Genomic DNA, 19,502 nt, shown 5'->3' with positions numbered 1-19,502 from the left:
GGGCCGTCCGGTCCCGCCATGGCAGCCTGGTCCTGGGTCTCGGTATCGGTCATGGCTGGGCCTTGTGGACGATGTAGCGCGCCCCGGCGGGCGCCTTGTAACGATCGAAGCGGCGGCGCGCGACGGCATCGCCGCGTGCTGTCGCGTCGAGGAAGTCGCGGGCGAGCGCCGCCGCGGGCGCGAAAGCAGGCTTGTCGCCAGCGACGAGCACGTGGTCGGCGCCATCGACGACCAGCGCATAGCCGGTCGGCGCGGTCTCGATGGGGAAGAGGTGGTCGGCAGGATTGGTGACGAAGCCGGGCACCGTGTCGACCGTGCCGGTCACGATCAGCACCGGCACCGCGAGGCCGGTATAGGCTTCGGGCCGGACCAGTCCGGGTATCCTGCCGGGCGTCGAGAAGCCGAGCACTGCCTTGACCGCCGGATTGCGGAACGGCCCGATATAGGGAAGCCCGCCGCCGAGGCAGAGCGCGATCAGCGTGCCGAAGCTGTGCCCCGCCGCGACGACCGGTAGCGCGGGCCAGGCCTTGTTCGTCCAGGTTGCAGTGGCGGCCATATCGGCGATCCGCTCGCCGAAGCTCGCCTGCATCGTGAACTTGTCGCGCTCGGGATATTGCATCGAATCGACATGCACCGGCGCCGCTACTGCCCAGCCATCGGCGACCAATAGCCCAATTAGCTTCTCGTAGCGCTCGGGCCAGGAGCCATGGCCGTGCGAAAAGAGCAACACGCCCTTTGCCTTGGCCGGCGTCCAGGTGACCAACTTGGTGCTGCGCTGGCCGACCGGCAGATCATGGACCTGCGGCGCGGCCTCACCCAGCGCCCAGGCGCTTCCCGGGATCGCGAGCAGCGCCGTGCCGACTGCGCCCGCCACCAGCAGCTGCCGCCGCGTGATCATCGGAGTCACAGGCCCGCCGCCTTCTGTTCGTCGAGCATCTGCTGGCATTGCTCCTTCAGATGCCAGGGCATTTCCTCGAACACCCCTTCGAACATCGTGTCGAACTTCTGGTGCATGCCGTGGCCGAGCACGCCGTTCTTCTCGGCCAGCTTCTGCGCGACCTTCACTTCCTCGGCGAGCTCGAGATCCTGCGCAGCGTGGCGCTCCTCGTCCCATTCGCCGATGGTGATGAGGTGCTGCTTTAACCGCTGGATCGGGTCGCCGAGCGGCCAGGACGTGGGTTCGCCGGCCGAGCGATATTGCGTCGGATCGTCGGAGGTCGAATGACCCTCAGCACGGTAGGTAAAATGCTCGATCAGCGTGGGCCCCTGGTTGGTCCGCGCACGCTCGGCCGCCCATTGAGTCGCGGCATAGACCGCGAGGATGTCGTTGCCGTCCACTCGCAGCCCGGCAATGCCATAGCCGATCGCGCGCGCCGCAAAGGTGGTCGCCTCGGCCCCGGCAAAGCCTGAGAAGCTTGAAATCGCCCATTGATTGTTGACGACATTGAAGATGACCGGCGCGCGATAGACGGTGGCGAAGGTCAGCGCCGAGTGGAAATCGCCCTCGGCAGTCGATCCGTCACCGCACCAGGTCGCGGCAATGCGCGTGTCGCCCTTGGCGGCGCTGGCCATCGCCCAGCCGACTGCCTGCGGATATTGGGTGGTGAGATTGCCAGAGATCGAGAAGAAGCCGAAGCGCTTTTCCGAATACATGATCGGCAGCTGCCGGCCCTGCAATTTGTCGCCGGCGTTCGAATAGATCTGGTTCATCATATCGACCATCGGGCAGCCGCGGGTGAGCAGCACGCCTTGCTGCCGATAGGAGGGAAAACACATGTCGTCGGCGGCGAGCGCAACCGCGGCGCCGACCGATACGGCCTCTTCGCCTGTGCACTTCATGTAGAAGCTGGTCTTGCCCTGGCGCTGTGCGCGGAACATGCGCTCGTCGAAGGCGCGAACCAAAGCCATCGAGCGGAGCATCTTTCGCAGCGTATCGGCGTCGAGCTTGGGATCCCAGGGGCCGACGGCATTACCCTCGTCATCGAGCACGCGGACTAGCGAATAAGCGAGCTCGTGGAAGCTATCTGCTTTGTCGGCAGTATCCGGACGGCGCACCGCACCCGCCGGAGGAACGACGATATCGCTGAAATCGACTTCATCGCCGGGGCGGAATTTAGGCTCCGGCACGTGCAGCGAAAGCGGCGGCAGATTGGAGCGGTCGCGCTCGATTCCCATGATCTCTCCGGACAGACGTTCCCGCATCGCTGAACGCGCGGGACTCGTGTTTGGAGCCTTGTTATAAAATTTCAACGATGGGTGCAACAAGGTCAGTGGTGCTGACCTGAAATTGCATTCCTCCCCGGCATGAGGAGGTGGCAGCGCAGAATGCTAATGGAGGGGATTCTCCTCATAGGGCATTGCTCGCGGCGAGTCCCCTCCACCAGCCTGAAGCTGGCCCCCTCCCCGTTCCGGGGAGGATCGTTATGTCACCGGAAACCCTCGCCGCTTGAACAGCGCCTTGACGTCGGGATCGCGACCGCGGAATTCGCGATATGCTTCCTTGCGGTCTGTCTCGTTGCCGGTCGACAAGAGCGTCGCGCGGAAGCGGTCGGCGGTCTTCTGGTCCCAGACATCGCCCGTCTCGGTGAACGCGGCCCAGGTGTCGGCATCCATCGTCTCGGACCAGAGATAGGAATAATAGCCCGCCGAATAGCCATCCGACGAGAAGAGGTGATTGAACTGCGGCATGCGGTGGCGGAGCGCAATCTCGCGCGGCATCTGGATGCGGGCAAGCGCTTCCTTCTCGAATGCGGCGATATCGGTGACGGGCGTCTCCCGGTCGTGCAATTGCATGTCGAGGATCGCACAGGAGAGATACTCGACGGTCTTGAAGCCCTGGTTGAAGGTTGCCGACTTCTGGATCTTGTCGACCAGCGCCTTGGGGATCGGCTGGCCGGTCTTGTAATGCTTGGCGTAGCGATCAAGTACGTCGCGCGTCAGCATCCAATTCTCGTTCACCTGGCTCGGATATTCGACAAAGTCGCGCGGCGTGCCCGAGAGCCCCGGATATTTTACGTTCTGGAGCAGGCTGTGCAGTGCGTGGCCGAATTCGTGGAAGAGCGTCCGGGCATCCTCGAGGCTGACCAAAGTCGGCTCGCCCGCCCCGCCCTTCACGAAATTATTGTTGTTCGAGGCCAGCACGTTACGGTGGCCGCCCAGTTCCTGCTGGCCACGATAGCGCGTTGCCCAGGCGCCAGAGCGCTTGCCCGAACGGGCATAATTGTCAGCGTAGAAGAGGCCGAGATTCTTGCCGGTCTTCTTGTCGGTGACTTCGAAGGTGCGGACCTCGGGATCGAACACCGGCACGCCGGAGACTTGCTTGAACTCGATATCGTAGAGGCGGCTGGCGGCGTAGAAGGCGCCCTGCTGCATGTTACCCAGTTCGAAATAGGGCTTCACTTCATTCTCATCGAGATCGTAGCGCGCCTTGCGGACCTTCTCGGCATAGAAGCGATAGTCCCAGGGCTCGATCCTGATGCCGGCGCCTTCCTTGTCGGCGACCGCCTGCATGTCGGCGACTTCTTCGAGCACGCGAGCGCGGGCCGCGGGCCAGACCGCCATCATCAGCTTCATCGCATTGGCGGGCGTTTCCGCCATCGTATCGTCCATGCGGTAGAGCGCGTGGTTCTTGAAGCCGAGCAGCACGGCGCGCTGCTGGCGCAGCTTTAGGATCTCGGCGATCACGGCCTTGGTGTCGTTGGCGTCGCCATTGTCGCCACGGCCGACAAAGGCGCGCCAGATCTTCTCGCGAAGCGCGCGGTTGGTCGAATTGGTGAGGAAGGGCTCGACGGCCGAGCGCGTATTGACGACCGCCCATTTGCCGGGAAGCTTGCGCTCGTCCGCTGCGGCCTTGAGCGAGGCGACATAGCTATCGGGCAGGCCGGCGAGGTCCGCCTGGCTTTCGAGCACGATCCAGCTTTCCTCGTCCGCCAGCACCTTGCGGCTGAACTCTGCGAACGCAGTCGACAGCGCCTGGTTGAGTCGGCTGACTTCGGCGCGCTGGGCGTCGGTGAGCGCGGCGCCGCGGCGCACGAAGCTGCGATAGGTGCGGGTGAGCAGGCGCAATTGCTGCGCGTCGAGCTTGTCGGAGGCGCGATTGTCGTACGCCGCTTTCACGCGGGCGAAGAGCTTGGGATCGAGATACAATTCGTCGTAGAATTTGGTAAGCCTGGGGCTCCATTCGCGATTGATCTCCTGCACTTCCTTGCTCGCCAGATTGGAGATGTAGACGCCCCAGGCGGCCTGCACCCGGTCCATAGTCCCGCCCATATTTTCCATCGGCAGGACGACGCTCGAGAAGCTCGGCGCGGTCGTGGCGTCGCGGATCGCGAGCACGTCGCGTCGCAATTCCGCCATCGCCGTCTCGAACGCCGGCGGAAACATCGCCGGCGCGAACTTGTCCCATGGCGGCGTGCCGCCATAACCGCCGGGCCAGGGCGCGAGCAGCGGGGATGCATCAAGCGCGGCGGTCTGTGCGGAGGCCATCAGGCTGCCCAGGAACGGCGCGGAGAGAAGGCTTGCCGAGCCGAGAAGGGCATGGCGGCGGGAAAGGCGGGGACCCATGGGGTGCGGCTCCGTGATAGGGGAATAAGGCACCCTAGAGCGAATGCGATGAATGGCAATTGACTCGCGGCCCCATTGGAACAGAATAGGAACATTCCCCGTTCCCGAGTCGTGAGCATCGAGTATCTCAAGTGGCCGACCCCGCTATTCTGAAGCAATTGCGCGAGACGCTCAACGGTCTGGAGGGCAGCGGTTTCCGCCGCCGCCCGGTTTTGCCGTTTGGCGTGGAGGCGCTGGATTCGCGGCTGGTCGGCGCGGGGCTGAGGCTCGATGCGCTGCATGAGGTCGCGGCGGCAGGGCCGGACATGGCCGAGGATTGCGCGGCAACTTTGTTCATGGGCGGGATTGCGGCACGCGCCTGGGGGCCGGTTCTGTGGGTGGTGCGGCGACGTGATCTGTTCGCGCCGGGGCTCAGCCAAGTTGGGCTCGATCATAAGCGACTGATCTATGCCGAGGCGCGTGACGATGCCGAGTTGCTCGCAGTTATGGAGGAAGCGCTGCGCCACCGCGGGCTGGGCGCCGTGATCGGCGAAGCCAAGCGCGCCGACATGACGGCGACGCGACGGCTGCAACTCGCGGCCGAAGGCGGACGCACGATCGCCTTGCTGATGAAGCGCCATGCCCGCGAGGGGTCCGATCCGATCGCCATGCCGTCTGCCGCGGTCACCCGCTGGCGGATCGGCTGCGCGCCCTCGACTCCACTGCCGGTGGAAGGCGTCGGGCGGCACCGCTGGCGCGTCGAGCTTGCTCGGCAAAAGCAGGGCGAAGGTTTCACTCAGATTTTGGAGGCATGCGATGCCACGGGTCGCTGCGCTCTACCTGCCGAACTGGCCGATCGATCGGCTGCGGCGGGCAGAGCAGCGCGCCGCGCCGCCTGAAGCGGCGCGCGTCCCCAGCCTAACCCCTGCACCGCGCAATGGCGGATGGCGCCCTGGCGCGCGCTGGGCGCGCGACGATGTGCCTCCCCTGATCGTCGAGGATCGGAACATTGGTGTAATTCCCTTGATTACCTCGATACGCGAAGGTGGCCGGCTCGAGATCGCCGCTGTCTGCCCGCATGCCCGTGCGCTGGGCTTAATTCCCGGCATGGCAGTCGCTCAAGCGCGCGCGCAGATTCGGGGGCTGGATATCCGCCCTGCCGCTATCGATGAAGACCGCGCCGATCTGATGCGGCTGGCGCTGATGCTGGCGCAACGTTGGGCACCGACTGTGGCGATCGAAGGCGATGATACTCTGTTTATCGACCTGAGCGGCCTTGCCCATCTCCATGGCGACGAGGCGGCAATGGCGGCATTGCTACGCCGGATGCTTGCCCGGTCAGGCTTTACCGCGCGTATCGCCATCGCAGATACACCCGGTGCGGCATGGGCATTGGCACATCATGGTCAGCCAGCCATCTGCCCCCCGGGCGCGCATGCGGAAGCGCTTGCACCTTTAGGGATTGAGGCCCTCAGGATCGAGCCCAAGACTGCCGAATTGCTCCAACGGCTTGGCGTCACGCGAATTCAACAACTGGCAGAAATGCCTCGTGCGCCTTTAGCCAAGCGATTTGGCGCTGCGCTGGTAACCCAGCTTGAACGCGCGCTCGGGCGGTTGCCCGAACCGCTGCATCGCGTCGTCCCCGAAGCGCCTATCGCAATAGTCCAGCGCTTCGCAGAACCGATCGCCACGCCGGAGGCAATCACGCATTGGCTGAGCCAACTCGTCGGTCGCCTATGTGAAGCGCTTGAGGCTAGGTGGCTGGGCGTCACGCGCATCGAATTGTTGGCGGACCGTATCGACGGCGTTCCTCAGCGTATCCGCGTGGGGCTCGCCCGCCCAAGCCGGGACGAGGCGCATCTGCTGAAACTCCTGACGCGACGGATCGAGGATGTGGAGCCCGGCTATGGGATCGACGCGCTAGCGCTGCATGTCCGGCGCGCCGATGTGCTCGGACCCCGAGCGATAACCGAACGGCTCGAGGAGGAAGCCGCACCCGATATTGCGCCATTGATCGACACACTCGCAACGCGCATCGGCTTGCCCCGATTGTGGCGGATGCAGCCAATCGAAAGCGATGTGCCCGAACGATCGGCAGCGCGGATGGCCGTGCTTGACGCCCCCGAACGCAGCGGGGCGCGCGTGAAAGTCGGCGATGTCCGTCAGCTAGATCGCAACCCCGCGCTACATCCCTGGCATCCCGAATGGCTGAAGCCGGTACGCCTACTCGCCCGCCCCGAACGTCTCGACCACGTTCTCGCCGAACTTCCTGACCACGCCCCACGCCGCTTCACTTGGCGGGGTCGCGGGCATCGTATCGTCCATGCCGATGGCCCCGAGCGTGTGCATGGCGAATGGTGGAAGCGCGATGCCGAACGCCACAGCATCCGCGACTATTTCCGCGTCGAGGACGATGACGGCTGCCGCTACTGGCTGTTCCGCAAGGGCGATGGCGAGCGCGAGATCAGCGGAGATCGCAGCTGGTATCTGCACGGCGTGTTCGGATGAGCTACGCCGAGCTTCAGGTGACCACGCATTATTCGTTTCTGCGCGGGGCCTCCTCTCCCGACAACCTGTTCAAGCAGGCCGTTGCACTGGGCCTGCCAGCGCTGGGCATCGTTGATCGCAATTCAGTCGCGGGGGTCGTGCGTGGGCTCAAGGCATCGGAAGAGCTGACCGCTGCCGGCTATCCGATCCGGATGATCGCCGGTTGCCGGCTCGATCTGGTCGACGGCGCATCGCTATTGGTTTGGCCTGAGGATCGCCCGGCTTGGTCACGACTGACCCATTTGCTCACGCTAGGCAAGTCTCGCGCCGATGCGCAAAGGGGCGAAAAGGGTAAATGCTTCCTGCATTGGGAAGATTTGGCGAATCATACCGATGGGCTGGTCGGCGCGCTGATTCCAGGGCTTGCGGACGAGGGAGACCCGCTGGCACTCGAATGGATGGCGGATATATTCGGTCGCGACCGCGGGCATGTATGCCTGATACAGCACCGCCGCCCCGGCGACGCAGTGCGGCTCCATCGGTTGAACCTCGCCGCGCGCCGGTACGGCCTGATGTCACTTGCGACCGGAGACGTGCTGTATGCAGACCCAGACAATCGCATGCTTCAGGATGTGGTCACGGCAATCCGGGAGAAATGCACGATCGACGAACTAGGCTTTCGTCGTGAACGCAATGCCGACCGGCACCTCAAGGCCCCTGAAGACATGGCGCGGCGGTTTCGCGACTACCCTGATGCACTAGCGGCAAGCGTGGCGATCATGGAGCGATGCCGGTTTTCATTGCGCGAACTCGATTATCAATATCCCGACGAAATCGTGATGAACCGCCATACGCCGCAACGCGCGCTCGAGCGGCTGGTCTGGCCCGAGCTTCGCCGCAAGTTCAAAGGCTATAAGCCGCGAAGCTACAGCAAGCTGCTCATCAAGGAGCTGCGGCTCGTCAAGAAGCTGGGCTATGCTCCCTATTTCCTCACGGTCAATTCGATCGTCCAGTTCGCCCGCAGCCAGAAGATCCTCTGCCAGGGGCGCGGCTCGGCAGCCAATTCGCTGATCTGTTACCTGCTCGGCGTCACTTCGATCGATCCGATCAAGCACGAGCTTCTGTTCGAGCGCTTCCTTTCCGGCGAGCGCAAGGAGCCGCCCGATATCGATATCGATTTCGAGCATGAGCGCCGGGAAGAAGTGATCCAATGGATCTATGAGACTTATGGGCACCAGCACGCCGCGTTGACGGCAGTCGTCAGCCGTTTCCGTTCGCGCGGTGCGCTTCGCGAAGTCGGCAAGGTCATGGGTCTGCCCGAAGACCTGACTGCGGCCTTGTCGAGTCAGACATGGGGTTGGTCGAACGAAGTCGACGACAAGCATGCCGACGCGCTCAACCTCGACCGCAGCGACCCTCGCCTCGCCTTGACGTTGGAGCTGGCTCGCCAGCTCATCAAGACCCCGCGCCACCTGTCGCAGCATCCCGGCGGGTTCGTACTCACTCGGGACCGGCTGGATACGCTGGTACCGATCGAGCCCGCCGCAATGGCCGACCGGCGCGTCGTCGAATGGGAGAAATTGGATATCGAGGAACTGGGCCTGATGAAGGTCGATATCCTCGGCCTCGGCATGCTCGGCTGCATGCGCCGCGCTTTCGACCTGCTTGCCGAGCATAGGGGCGTGAAGCTCGGCCTCGCTTCGAACGAGATGCAAGAGGATGATCCCGCGACCTTCGAGATGATCTGCAAGGCCGACACGCTCGGCGTCTTCCAGATCGAGAGCCGGGCGCAGATGTCGATGCTGCCGCGCATGAAACCGGAGAATTTCTACGACATCGCGATCCAGGTCGCGATCGTCCGGCCTGGCCCGATCCAGGGCAATATGGTCCATCCCTATCTAAAGCGGCGCGAGCTTTTGCGCTCCGATCCGAAATGGGAACCTCCCTATCCCTCGCCCGGGCTTAAGCAGGTGCTCAAGAAGACGCTGGGCGTTCCGCTGTTTCAGGAACAGGCGATGCAGGTGGCGATCATCGGTGCAGGTTTCACTCCCGGCCAGGCAGACATGCTGCGCAGAGCCATGGCCAGTTTCAAGGCAGACGGCACCATTGGCGAGTTCCGCCCCAAGCTGCTGGCGGGTATGCGGGACAACCATATCAGCGATGAATTCGCCGAACGGCTGATCGCGCAGATCGAAGGCTTCAGCAATTACGGCTTTCCCGAGAGTCACGCCGCCAGCTTTGCCAAGATCGCCTACGCCTCAAGCTGGATGAAATGCCATCATCCGGAAATTTTCTGCGCGGCGTTGCTCAATGCGCAACCGATGGGATTTTACGCACCCGCCCAGATCGTCCGCGATGCACGCGAGCATGGGGTCGAAGTTCGGCCGGTGTGCGTCAATCACAGCCGCTGGGATGCGATATTGGAGGAGGGTACAGATAAGTACCTCCCGCTTCGGCTTGGAATGCGCAGTGTGCTCGGTCTCTCAAACGAGCATGCCGGCGCGATCATCACGCATCGCGGCGACATGCCCTTCGTCTCGATCGAGGACCTCTGGCGCCGCTCGGGCGTGCCGGTCGCAGCGCTGGAGAAGCTGGCGCGCGGCGATGCCTTTCAATGCTTCGGGATGGATCGCAGGCGGGCTCTCTGGGCGATCAGAGGGCTTGGAGCGACACCTTTGCCGCTATTCGCAGTCACCGATACGCGCACGCCCGAAAGCATCGAGCCTCCGGTCGCGCTCGATCCGCTTACCGCCGGGCGTGAAGTGGTCGAAGATTACCGCGCCACCCAATTCTCGCTGCGCGCGCATCCGGTCAGTTTCCTGCGCGATCGCCTGAACCGGCGCGGGATCGTCCGTTGCGGCGATCTGGCAAAGCCAAGCATGCGCGATGGAGCGATCGTGGATGTCGCGGGGCTAATTCTCGTACGCCAGCGGCCGGGCAGCGCCAATGGCATCGTTTTCGTCACGCTCGAGGACGAGACGGGGATCGCCAATGCGATCCTTTGGTCTGACCGGTTCGAAAAATACCGGCGCACCGTGATGTCGGCATCGATGCTGGGCATCCGCGGTCGGGTCCAGCGCGAGGGGCTGGTGATCCATATCATCGCCGAGACGGTTTACGACCTTACCCCATGGCTCCGCCAGATCGGCGACCTCGAACTTCCGCGCATGACCATGCCGGGCGACGGCGCGACACATGGCGGCACCATCGATCCGCGCGACCGCAAGCCGGATGCGCTACGGCTGGCCCCGCAACGCGCGCTTGAGGCCTGGGCACCCCGCCGCAGCAAACGCGATGAGGGGGGCATCCCGATCAAATCGCACGATTTTCATTAGGCGTCAGCCGACCTCCGCGACGTCGAATGTCCCCTCCGGTGCGGGCCTCAACAGATGTTCGGGGCTCGCTTCGGGATCGAGCCATTCCGCCAGATCTTTACGCTCCAGAACGACCACCTGGCGATCGTGATAGGGCGCAACATCCGCGCCGGGCCCTGTCGTCAGCATCGTATATGCCTCGCCCACCTTCGGGTTGCTGCGCCACAGCCCCGCGATGCAGAACCAGTCCTCGCCCCGCTTGGTAAACTCCCATTTGCGCTTGCGCTTGGGCTTCTTTCCCGAGGCATCCGGCTCGGGATCGGTGAATTCGTAGAAGCCGTCGGCGATGATCAAGCAACGTCCTGTTTCAAAGCGCCGCCCCTCCGAGCGGAAATTATAGACTGGCTTGCCGTGCGGCCCCGGCCAGCTCCACCGCCGCATCACCATTTCCGCCTCGCCTTCGGGCGACGCGCGCACGATGACGTTGCGATCGGTGATCCGGATACTATCGAGCGGCGCCAAATTGGGCATCCCCTCCGGAAAGCGTATCGGGATGCGCAGGTCGTTGAAGTCGTTTCGAAGCAAACCCAGCGCGACGCGCCGCGCCTGTTCGTTGCACATGGTCCTAACCCGCCACCACGCTCTGCTCGATCACCCCGAAGATCGGGTGGTGCTTGTCGTCCTCCGCCCAGATTCGCACGGTGTCGCCAGCCTTCAAGAAAGGCGTCTCGGCCTTGCCGCGCAGGATCGTCTCCACCGTGCGGACCTCCGCCAGGCACGAATAGCCGACCCCGCCATCGGCGATCGGCTTGCCGGGGCCGCCGTCCGAATCGCGGTTCGATACGGTGCCCGATCCGATGATCGTGCCCGCGCCCAATTTGCGCGTCTTGGCGGCGTGGGCGATCAGCGTGCCGAAATCGAAGGTCATGTCCTCGCCCGCCTCCGCTCGGCCAAATGGTTGCCCATTCAAATCGACCATAAGTTTGCGGTGGAGCTTGCCGTCCCGCCACCAGTCGCCGAGCGCATCGGGAGTAACGAACACCGGCGAGAATGCGCTGGCGGGCTTGGACTGGAAGAAGCCGAAGCCCTTGGCCAGCTCGCCGGGGATCAAATTGCGCAGCGACACGTCGTTGGTAAGGCCGACCAATCGGACCGCGGCCAATGCGTCTTCGCGCGAAGCACCGAGCGGCACGTCCCCGGTGACGACGACGACTTCGGCCTCGAGATCGCAGCCCCAGCTCTCATCGGCGAGCGGGATCGGATCGCGCGGGCCCAGGAAACCGTCAGACCCGCCCTGGTACATCAGCGGATCATGCCAGAAACTGTCGGGCATCTCGGCCGACCGCGCCTGCCGCACCAGCGCGACATGGTTCACATAGGCCGAGCCGTCCGCCCATTGGAACGCGCGCGGCAGGGGTGCCGCCGCCAGACGCTCGTGGAAACGCTCGCGCGGGATCACGCCGTGGTCGAGATCGGTCTGAAGGTTACGCAAATCGCCTTCGACACGGTCCCAATCGTCGAGCGCCGCCTGCAGAGTCGGCGCGATCATGCTGGCGCTCGCATACCAGGCGAGGTCGTTCGATACCACCACGAGCTTGCCGTCGCGTCCGTGCTTGAGGCTCGCCAGTTTCATGATCTCTCCTTTGTTGTTCCGAACGTCTTAGACCTTGACGCGGGGCCCGGCCAAGGCCATTCGCGCCTCGCATTTCAGGAACTCCCGCGCCGCCGAGCCCTGTCGAAGGGCGGCGTCGGGCATCGCCGGCAGGCGGAGACCTGTACCCATGGCCAATGTCGCAGTGATCGGCGCCCAATGGGGCGATGAGGGCAAGGGCAAGATCGTCGACTGGCTCGCCGAGCGCGCCGACATGGTCGTGCGCTTTCAGGGCGGGCACAATGCCGGGCACACGCTGGTGGTCGGCGACAAGGTCTACAAGCTGTCGCTGCTCCCTTCCGGAATCGTGCGCGGCACGCCCAGCGTGATCGGCAATGGCGTTGTGCTCGATCCCTGGCACCTCAAGTCCGAAGTCGAGAAGCTTCGGGGCCAGGGCGTGGACGTTACCCCGGACACGCTCAAGATCGCCGACACCTGCCCGCTAATCCTGCCCTTCCACCGCGACTTGGATGCCTTGCGCGAGGATGCCAGCGGCGCAGGCAAGATCGGCACGACTCGGCGCGGAATCGGCCCCGCCTATGAGGACAAGGTCGGCAGGCGCGCGATCCGCGTGTGCGATCTGGCGCATCTCGACGATCTCGGCCCGCAACTCGACCGCCTCTGCGCGCATCACGATGCACTCCGGGCCGGCTTCGGCGAACCGCCGGTAGACCGTGCCGTGCTGATCGCCGAGCTCAAGGAAATCGCCGGCTTCGTGCTGCCCTTTGCCGCGCCGGTGTGGCGTGACCTGGCCGAGGCGCGCGCTCGCGGGCGGCGGATATTGTTCGAAGGCGCGCAGGGCGTGCTGCTCGACATCGATCACGGCACCTATCCGTTCGTGACATCGTCGAACACAGTAGCGGGGACAGCGGCAGCGGGCAGCGGCATGGGGCCGAGCGCGGTCGGCTTCGTGCTCGGGATAGCCAAGGCCTATACGACGCGCGTCGGCTCGGGACCTTTTCCGACCGAGCAGGATAACGAGATCGGCGAGCGGCTGGGCACCCGCGGGCATGAGTTCGGCACGGTGACCGGGCGCAAGCGTCGGTGCGGGTGGCTCGATGCCGTGCTGCTCCGCCAATCGGCAGCGGTATCGGGCATCACCGGCATCGCGCTGACCAAGATCGATGTGCTCGACGGGCTCGATGAAGTGGCGATCTGCACCGGCTATCGGTTGCGTGGCGAAATGCTCGATTATTATCCGGCCAATGCCGCGGATCAGGCCGCTGTCGAGCCGGTCTATGAGACGATGCCGGGCTGGCAGGAAACGACTGCGGGCGCACGCAGCTGGGCCGAGCTTCCGGCGCAGGCGATCAAATATATCCGCCGCATCGAAGAGCTGATCCAATGCCCGGTGACGCTGGTCTCGACCAGCCCGCAGCGTGACGACACGATCCTGGTGCGGGATCCGTTCGCCGATTGAGGCACGCCTTCCTGTCGCCATCCCCGCGAAGCGGGACCCGGAGCTCAGAGCACTGCGTCTAGTTACCCTGGGTCCCCGCTTTCGCGGGGATGACGGGAAGTGTCAGTGCCGGTCTGCGCCGGCATAGCAGTTTCCGAGCCGCAAGCCTGCAGATCGCCAACATCCAAAGACTTGGCGTTCGCTGCACGTCTGTCCGACGGTGCCGTTAGCGAATCCCAATCGGGGATATAGTCAGATCTTGCACGACGCTTCGCGTTGCCACCCGCGATCGGCTTGAGTGAAGGCATCTGGGGCGATTTCAAGGGTGCGAGCACGTTGCGCATTCGTCAACGCGACTGCCCGACCGACTCGCCCGCCCGCAACGACTGCATAATTTTTGCTCACCTTGGTCCGCCATACTTCAACGCATGGCAGGCGGTTTGCTATCCTTCCGGCGAATCCCAGGGCTTCGCGCTTTCCAGCTTCATTGACAGGATAGCTGCGGAGCACGGCGAACCAGCCGTCAGGATCGGCGGTAGGAGCAGGACCGGCGGCGGACTCCCCCGCTTGCAAATCGGTAGTTGTCGATGCCGACTCGTCTCCGCTTGGCGCAGGAGGTGGGGCCAGTACCTTCCGATACGTCGATGTTGCGTCGCGATAGGACGGACGCGCATATGGCTCGGCGGCCAAGGTTTGCGCAACCGCGCCAGCCAAATCCAGATCGAGCAATGCTAGACTGACATTCGTCTGATTCTGGCGCGCAAGAGTATAATAAGCCTGGAACTCTTTTACTAACCGCTCCTCGGCTGCCGTCTTTGAAGCATTTTCATTACGGGTATTTTCCTCCCGGTGACTCCAGATTCCCTGGACCGTCACGATGGCGCTAAGTATCAAACCGACGGATCCTAAAAAGAACTTGCCCGCGATGTCTGCCTTTTCCCACCGCGTAGGTTCTTTCGCCTCGTTGTCTTGAGCCATAGCCTGCCCTCCCCGCAAAACGGGATAGCATCGGGAACTGCGTGCTTCGAGGAGAACTGCCGCCAAAGCGGCCGAATAGTTTGACCTGCGCCCGGTGGAGCAGTTTCTGGTCCGCGAGCATTAGCGCGCGACGACACTGGTGCGGGACCCGTTCGCCGATTGAGCCCGGCGGCACCGCCGCCGGGCTCCGGGGGATCAGCGTGGCGGCGCGGCGCCGGTGTTGCCAGTGGTGCCGGTATTGCCAGACGTTCCAGTGGTCCCGGGCGTGGTGCCGGTCGTATCGCTGCCCGGATCGTTCGAGCCAGGCGCCGGATTTCCGGTCGTTCCGGTCGAACCCGGATTGGTGGTGGTGCCCGTAGTGCCGGTGGTACCGGCACCGGTGGTGCCAGTCGTGCGGTCGTTCGGCCGGGTGGCGTTGTCCGTATCGCGGCTCGTCGTACTACGGCGACTGGTGTTGCGATCCTTGCGCTGCGGCGTCGCGTTCTGATCATCCTGCCGGTTCGTGGCCGTCGTGCGCGCCGCCGGCGAACGATCCTGGTCGAAAGCGCGCTGCGTATCCGTGCTTCCGTTCTGCGCCTCGCGCTGCTGCCCGGTCGACATGCTCGGCGCATTCTCCGGAGCGGTCTGCGCCATTGCAACGCCAGGCACCAGCAAGGCACCCGCAGCCATCATCAAGAACTTACTCATGTTAGAAACTCCAGCTGTTTCAGATACTTGCTGGGCGTAAACGGCTCGCAGCCCGGTTGAGTTGCACGCCAGTTCCTTCGGTCCGGCACGCGCCACAAACCGGTCATCGTACGCGTGCAAACCCAGGTTATTTTCCGGTCTGCGCCCGGTGCAGCAGCTTCTGATCGGCGAGCACCAGCGCGACCATCGCCTCGACCACCGGAGCGCCGCGGATGCCGACGCAGGGGTCGTGACGGCCCTTGGTCATGATTTCGGTCGCCTCGCCTTCGCGCGTGATCGTCTCGACCGGGGTCAGGATCGAGCTGGTCGGCTTGAATGCGACGCGGACCTTGAGCGGCTGGCCAGTCGAAATCCCGCCCGCGATCCCACCGGCATGGTTCGCCAGGAATTCGGGGTGGTTGGTGCCCGGCCGCATCGCATCGGCATTTTCCTCGCCTGAAAGCGAGGCGGCAGTGAAACCATCGCCGATCTCGACGCCTTTGACCGCGTTGATCGACATGCACGCCGCCGCTAGTTCGCTATCGAGCTTGGCATAGATCGGCGCGCCCCAGCCGGCAGGAACCCCGGTTGCCTCGCAGGCGATCACGGCTCCCAATGACGACCCCGCCTTGCGTGCGGCATCGATTGCCGCCTCCCAGCGCATTGCCGCGGCGGGATCGGGGCAGAAGAACGGATTGCGCGCGATCTCATGCGCGTCGAAATTGTCGTAATCGATCGCGTCGCCGCCGATGGCCTCGACCCAGGCAGTGATCGTCACTTCAGGGATTACCAGCCGAGCGACGCCGCCGGCCGCGACTCGCGCCGCCGTCTCGCGTGCCGACGAGCGCCCGCCGCCGCGATAGTCGCGAAAGCCGTATTTGGCGTCATAGGCGTAATCGGCATGGCCGGGGCGATAGGCCTTGGCGACCTCCGAATAATCCTTCGAGCGCTGGTCGACATTATCGATATGCAGCGCGATCGGCGTGCCGGTGGTCTTGCCTTCGAATATGCCCGAGAGGATGCGGACCTGATCGGGCTCCTGCCGCTGCGTGGTGAAGCGCGAGGTGCCCGGGCGGCGCTTGTCGAGGAAAGGCTGGATGTCGGCTTCGCTGAGCGCGAGGCCGGGGGGGCAGCCATCGACCACCGCGCCGAGCGCGGGCCCATGCGACTCGCCCCAGGTCGTGAACCGAAAGACGCGTCCGAAGGTGTTGAAGCTCAATTGCCTTCGCCTATTTGCGCAAAGGCCGGCGCGTGCGCCGCCTCGCCCCTTACTCCGCACGGCATCGCGCCGTTCTGCAACGGAAGCGCCATGAAATACTCGCCCGCATAAGGCGAGGCAAATCCGCTCGCCCAATCGACGGAGAAACCGAAGCGCGAATAATAGGCCGGATCTCCGAGAATGAAGCAGAGCAATGCGCCGGCATCGGCAAGCTGGCTGAGGCCGGCCCGAACGAGAGCCTCCGCCACGCCCTGTCCACGATGCGATTCTTCGGTCGCCAGCGGCGCAAGCGCGACGGCGGCAATGGCCTTGCCGCCGATATCGACCGTCATCCCGCTGAACGCGACGACGCCGGCAAGGCCGCCATCGTCTTCGTCTTCGGCGATCAGGGTGAGCACCATGTCGCCGCCGATGCACAGGTGCTGGACGAGCAGCGCTTCATCGGCCTGGGGAAAGGCACTCCGCAGCAGCGCGTCGATCGCCGCGACGTCTTCGCCCGTCGCGCCGCGAATAGCGACGGTCACGCCAGCGCGATATCCGGCGCGTCCTCGGCCTTCATACCGATGACATTGTAGCCGGCGTCGACATGGTGCGTCTCGCCGGTCACGCCGCTCGCTAGGTCGCTCAGCAGATAGAGCCCCGCGCCGCCGACATCCTCGATCGTGACGTTGCGCTTGAGCGGGCTGTTAAGCTCGTTCCACTTCAGGATCAGGCGGAAATCGCCGATTCCCGAGGCAGCGAGCGTCTTGATCGGGCCCGCCGAAATCGCGTTCACCCGGATATTGTCGCGCCCCAGATCGACCGCGAGATATTGCACGCTGGTCTCGAGCGCGGCCTTGGCGACACCCATCACATTGTAATGCGGGATAACCTTCTCGGCGCCGTAATAGCTCAGCGTCAGCAGCGATCCGCCATTGGGCATCATCCTGGCCGCGCGCTGGCAGACCGCGACGAACGAATAGACCGAGATGTTCATCGTCATCAGGAAATTATCGAGGCTGGTATCGACATAGCCGCCGCGCAGCTCGTTCTTGTCGGAGAAACCGATGGCATGGACGACGAAGTCGATGGTCGGCCAGCGGGCGGCCAGCGTCTCGAAGCTCTTGTCGAGCTCTTCCATGTTGGCGACGTCGCAATCGAGCAGGAAGTCGCTTCCCAATTGCTCGGCGAGCGGGCGCACGCGCTTCTCAAGCGCCTCGCCCTGATAGCTGAAGGCGAGTTCGGCACCGTGCTCGGCCAGTTTCTGGGCGATGCCCCATGCCAGTGAACGATCGTTGGCGAGCCCCATGATCAGCCCGCGCTTGCCCTGCATCAATCCGCTCACGCCGAAACCTCCGTCTGTTGGGCCTCCTCTACCCCGTCATGCGGCACTTCCGCCAGAGCCGCGTTGAGTTCGGCGCCGATGACCACGCCCAGCCCGATGATGAAGAAGAAGATCAGGGCGATCATCACGCCGGCCAGGCTGCCATAGGTAAGATCATAGCCGCCCAGCGACGACAGCACAGTCGGCAGCGATGCAGTGGTCAACGTCCACCACATCGCGACGAATGCGGCGCCGGGCCATTTGGGGCATTTGGTCTTGCGATATCGCGAGGGCGTCAGCGAATAGAAGAGAATATAGACCGCGCCGAACAGCGCCAATGCGGGCGCGATCCTGCCGAGCGAGACGAGCTTCTGTGCTTCGCTGGCGAAGGGAAAGACGCGGTAGATGAACTCCTCCACGCCGGCCAGGATCACCTGGAAGCTGAACGCGGCCATCGCCAGGATCACCGCACCGACGATCATTCCGATCGCGCCGAGCCGGTAGCGCCAGAAAGGCGTCGAGGATTGCGTGCCATAGGCCTGGCGGAGGATCGCGCGCAGCGTCTCGATGAACCCCGCCGTGGTCCACAGCCCAACGATGGCGCCAAACCATAACAGGCTTCCCGACCGCGCCGAGAGCACGTCCTGCACCGGCTGGGCCAGCACCTTGGCGACATCGGGGGGCACGGTCTGGAGAAAGGCGTTGAGGGCGGCGATGGTATCCTCGCGGCGCCCGACCAGCCGCGCGATCGCCGCCGTGACGATGAAGAATGGAAACAGCGTGACGAGCGAGAGGTAGGCAAGATTTCCGGCGTGGGTGAAACCGTCATTATAGGTGCCGATCGCGACACGCTTGAGGATCACCAATGCGCGCTGGCTGACCCCGACATCGCCTAGCCGTTCGCCGAAACCGCGCCGCCGTGCCTCGGGGGACTGGGGCGAAATGCCCGGTGGGACGGGCTCCACTTGAGTGGATTCGGCTGGCGGTTCGGTCACTTACACCTAGACGCCCATCCGGGCGCGGGGGTTCCGCTCGTCGTTCCAGCCTTCGGCGAAAGCAGTCAGCGCCGCATCGCTTTCGGGCAAGTCGACGATCAGCGTGACTAGCAGGTTGCCTCGGCCGCCGCCCTTTTTGTGGAAGCCGCGCCCGCCGAGCCGGAGGACCTTGCCCGAGCTCGATCCCTTGGGAACGGTGAGCATCACCGGGCCGTCGGGAGTCGGCACGCGGACTGCGGCCCCGAGCACCGCTTCCTTGAGCGTCACCGGCAGATCGAGGCGAATATCGTCGCTGCTGCGTGTGTAAAAGGCGTGCTTGCCGATCTCGATCGTGACGATCGCATCGCCCTTGCCACCTGGGCCTTCGTCGCCCTTGCCGGTCAGGCGCATCTGGGTGCCGCTCTCGACGCCGGCGGGGAGTTTCAAATCGATGGTCTTGCCGTCACGCAGCGTGATCCGCTGCGGGCTCAGCCTGGCGGCATCCTCGAACGACACGGCTAGGCGATAAGCGACATTCGCTCCCTTGGGTGCCGCGCGCCGCCCGAAGCCGCTGGCAAAGCCGCCGCCCTGATTGGCGCCGCCGCGGCCGCCGAACAGGCCTTCGAAAATGTCGCTGAAGCCGCCGCTATCGCCGCCGAAATCGCGCGCACTGAAGCCGCCTTGCGGGCCACCGGGGCCGCCGCCGCCAAAGCCGAAGGGTGCCGCCGGATTGCCGTCGCCATCGATCTCGCCGCGGTCGAAGCGGGCGCGCTTGTCCTTGTCGGTGAGCAGATCATAGGCTTGGGTCACCTTGCTGAAGCGCTCGGTGGCCTTGGGATTGTCCTTGTTCTTGTCGGGGTGCAGCTCCTTGGCGAGCTTGCGATACGCCTTCTTGATCGTCGCCTCGTCGGCGCCGCGCGTTACCCCCAGAGTTGCATACGGATCGGCCATTCTCGTCCCTTTTGTCCG

General features: G+C 64.3%; 17 protein-coding genes. 4 read left to right on the top strand and 13 right to left on the bottom strand.

What is annotated here, in order from left to right; all coding sequences use genetic code 11:
• Positions 1–49: 49 nt before the first annotated feature.
• The 3 genes from ACZZZM_RS04430 to ACZZZM_RS04420 form a co-directional block, all read right to left on the bottom strand.
• The gene (locus ACZZZM_RS04430; protein WP_463593903.1) at positions 50–907 is read right to left on the bottom strand and encodes a serine aminopeptidase domain-containing protein; all 858 of its coding nucleotides are present in this window, start codon (positions 905–907) and stop codon (positions 50–52) included.
• Entirely contained in the window at positions 904–2,175 is a 1,272-nt protein-coding gene (locus tag ACZZZM_RS04425) for a thiamine pyrophosphate-dependent enzyme (protein ID WP_463593902.1), read from the bottom strand. The genes ACZZZM_RS04430 and ACZZZM_RS04425 overlap by 4 nt, the downstream gene beginning before the upstream one ends.
• 246 nt (positions 2,176–2,421) lie before the next feature.
• On the bottom strand, positions 2,422–4,563 hold the full coding sequence (locus ACZZZM_RS04420; RefSeq protein WP_463593901.1) for a M3 family metallopeptidase: 2,142 nt from the start codon (positions 4,561–4,563) through the stop codon (positions 2,422–2,424).
• A gap of 131 nt (positions 4,564–4,694) precedes the next feature.
• Between ACZZZM_RS04420 and ACZZZM_RS04415 the strand changes: the two genes are divergently transcribed.
• Genes ACZZZM_RS04415 through ACZZZM_RS04405 form a run of 3 tightly spaced genes read left to right on the top strand, consistent with a single transcriptional unit; the run spans position 4,695 to position 10,364 of the window.
• Entirely contained in the window at positions 4,695–5,441 is a 747-nt protein-coding gene (locus tag ACZZZM_RS04415; protein WP_463593900.1) for an ImuA family protein, read from the top strand.
• The gene (locus ACZZZM_RS04410; protein ID WP_463593899.1) at positions 5,359–7,050 is read left to right on the top strand and encodes a Y-family DNA polymerase; all 1,692 of its coding nucleotides are present in this window, start codon (positions 5,359–5,361) and stop codon (positions 7,048–7,050) included. Before ACZZZM_RS04415 ends, ACZZZM_RS04410 begins: the two co-directional genes overlap by 83 nt.
• Positions 7,047–10,364 carry an error-prone DNA polymerase gene (locus ACZZZM_RS04405; RefSeq protein WP_463593898.1) on the top strand — a complete coding sequence of 1,106 codons (3,318 nt, stop codon included), beginning with the start codon at positions 7,047–7,049 and terminating at the stop codon, positions 10,362–10,364. Before ACZZZM_RS04410 ends, ACZZZM_RS04405 begins: the two co-directional genes overlap by 4 nt.
• 3 nt (positions 10,365–10,367) lie before the next feature.
• On the opposite strand, the gene ACZZZM_RS04400 is transcribed toward ACZZZM_RS04405, so the two are convergent.
• Genes ACZZZM_RS04400 through ACZZZM_RS04390 form a run of 3 tightly spaced genes read right to left on the bottom strand, consistent with a single transcriptional unit; the run spans position 10,368 to position 12,126 of the window.
• A complete protein-coding gene (locus ACZZZM_RS04400) occupies positions 10,368–10,964 on the bottom strand; it encodes an SOS response-associated peptidase family protein (RefSeq protein ID WP_463593897.1) in 597 nt (198 codons plus the stop codon).
• A gap of 4 nt (positions 10,965–10,968) precedes the next feature.
• A complete protein-coding gene (locus ACZZZM_RS04395; RefSeq protein WP_463593896.1) occupies positions 10,969–11,976 on the bottom strand; it encodes a fumarylacetoacetate hydrolase family protein in 1,008 nt (335 codons plus the stop codon).
• A gap of 27 nt (positions 11,977–12,003) precedes the next feature.
• Positions 12,004–12,126, bottom strand: a complete 123-nt coding sequence (locus tag ACZZZM_RS04390) for a hypothetical protein (RefSeq protein WP_463593895.1) — start codon at positions 12,124–12,126, stop codon at positions 12,004–12,006.
• Here ACZZZM_RS04390 and ACZZZM_RS04385 point away from each other — a divergent pair.
• On the top strand, positions 12,125–13,414 hold the full coding sequence (locus ACZZZM_RS04385) for an adenylosuccinate synthase (protein WP_463593894.1): 1,290 nt from the start codon (positions 12,125–12,127) through the stop codon (positions 13,412–13,414). The genes ACZZZM_RS04390 and ACZZZM_RS04385 overlap by 2 nt on opposite strands.
• A gap of 231 nt (positions 13,415–13,645) precedes the next feature.
• Here ACZZZM_RS04385 and ACZZZM_RS04380 read toward each other — a convergent pair whose 3' ends face one another.
• The 7 genes from ACZZZM_RS04380 to ACZZZM_RS04350 all read right to left on the bottom strand — a co-directional run bounded on the left by ACZZZM_RS04380 (position 13,646) and on the right by ACZZZM_RS04350 (position 19,484).
• Positions 13,646–14,371, bottom strand: a complete 726-nt coding sequence (locus ACZZZM_RS04380) for a hypothetical protein (protein WP_463593893.1) — start codon at positions 14,369–14,371, stop codon at positions 13,646–13,648.
• A gap of 195 nt (positions 14,372–14,566) precedes the next feature.
• The gene (locus ACZZZM_RS04375) at positions 14,567–15,058 is read right to left on the bottom strand and encodes a hypothetical protein (protein ID WP_463593892.1); all 492 of its coding nucleotides are present in this window, start codon (positions 15,056–15,058) and stop codon (positions 14,567–14,569) included.
• A gap of 127 nt (positions 15,059–15,185) precedes the next feature.
• A complete protein-coding gene (aroC, locus tag ACZZZM_RS04370; protein WP_463593891.1) occupies positions 15,186–16,256 on the bottom strand; it encodes a chorismate synthase in 1,071 nt (356 codons plus the stop codon).
• Positions 16,253–16,780 (bottom strand): GNAT family N-acetyltransferase, encoded by a 528-nt coding sequence (locus ACZZZM_RS04365; protein WP_463593890.1) that lies wholly within the window; start codon positions 16,778–16,780, stop codon positions 16,253–16,255. The genes aroC and ACZZZM_RS04365 overlap by 4 nt, the downstream gene beginning before the upstream one ends.
• Positions 16,777–17,580: an enoyl-ACP reductase FabI gene (gene fabI / locus ACZZZM_RS04360; protein WP_463593889.1), complete on the bottom strand. Its 804-nt coding sequence runs from the start codon at positions 17,578–17,580 to the stop codon at positions 16,777–16,779. Before fabI ends, ACZZZM_RS04365 begins: the two co-directional genes overlap by 4 nt.
• Positions 17,577–18,554, bottom strand: a complete 978-nt coding sequence (locus ACZZZM_RS04355) for a YihY/virulence factor BrkB family protein (RefSeq protein WP_463593888.1) — start codon at positions 18,552–18,554, stop codon at positions 17,577–17,579. Before ACZZZM_RS04355 ends, fabI begins: the two co-directional genes overlap by 4 nt.
• Before the next feature lie 6 nt (positions 18,555–18,560).
• Positions 18,561–19,484 carry a DnaJ C-terminal domain-containing protein gene (locus tag ACZZZM_RS04350; RefSeq protein ID WP_463593887.1) on the bottom strand — a complete coding sequence of 308 codons (924 nt, stop codon included), beginning with the start codon at positions 19,482–19,484 and terminating at the stop codon, positions 18,561–18,563.
• Positions 19,485–19,502 lie beyond the last annotated feature (18 nt).

The organism is Sphingomonas sp. AC522 (genome assembly GCF_979258125.1).
Note: the sequence above shows the minus strand (reverse complement) of the source record. Positions and strands in the feature narration are given on the sequence as shown.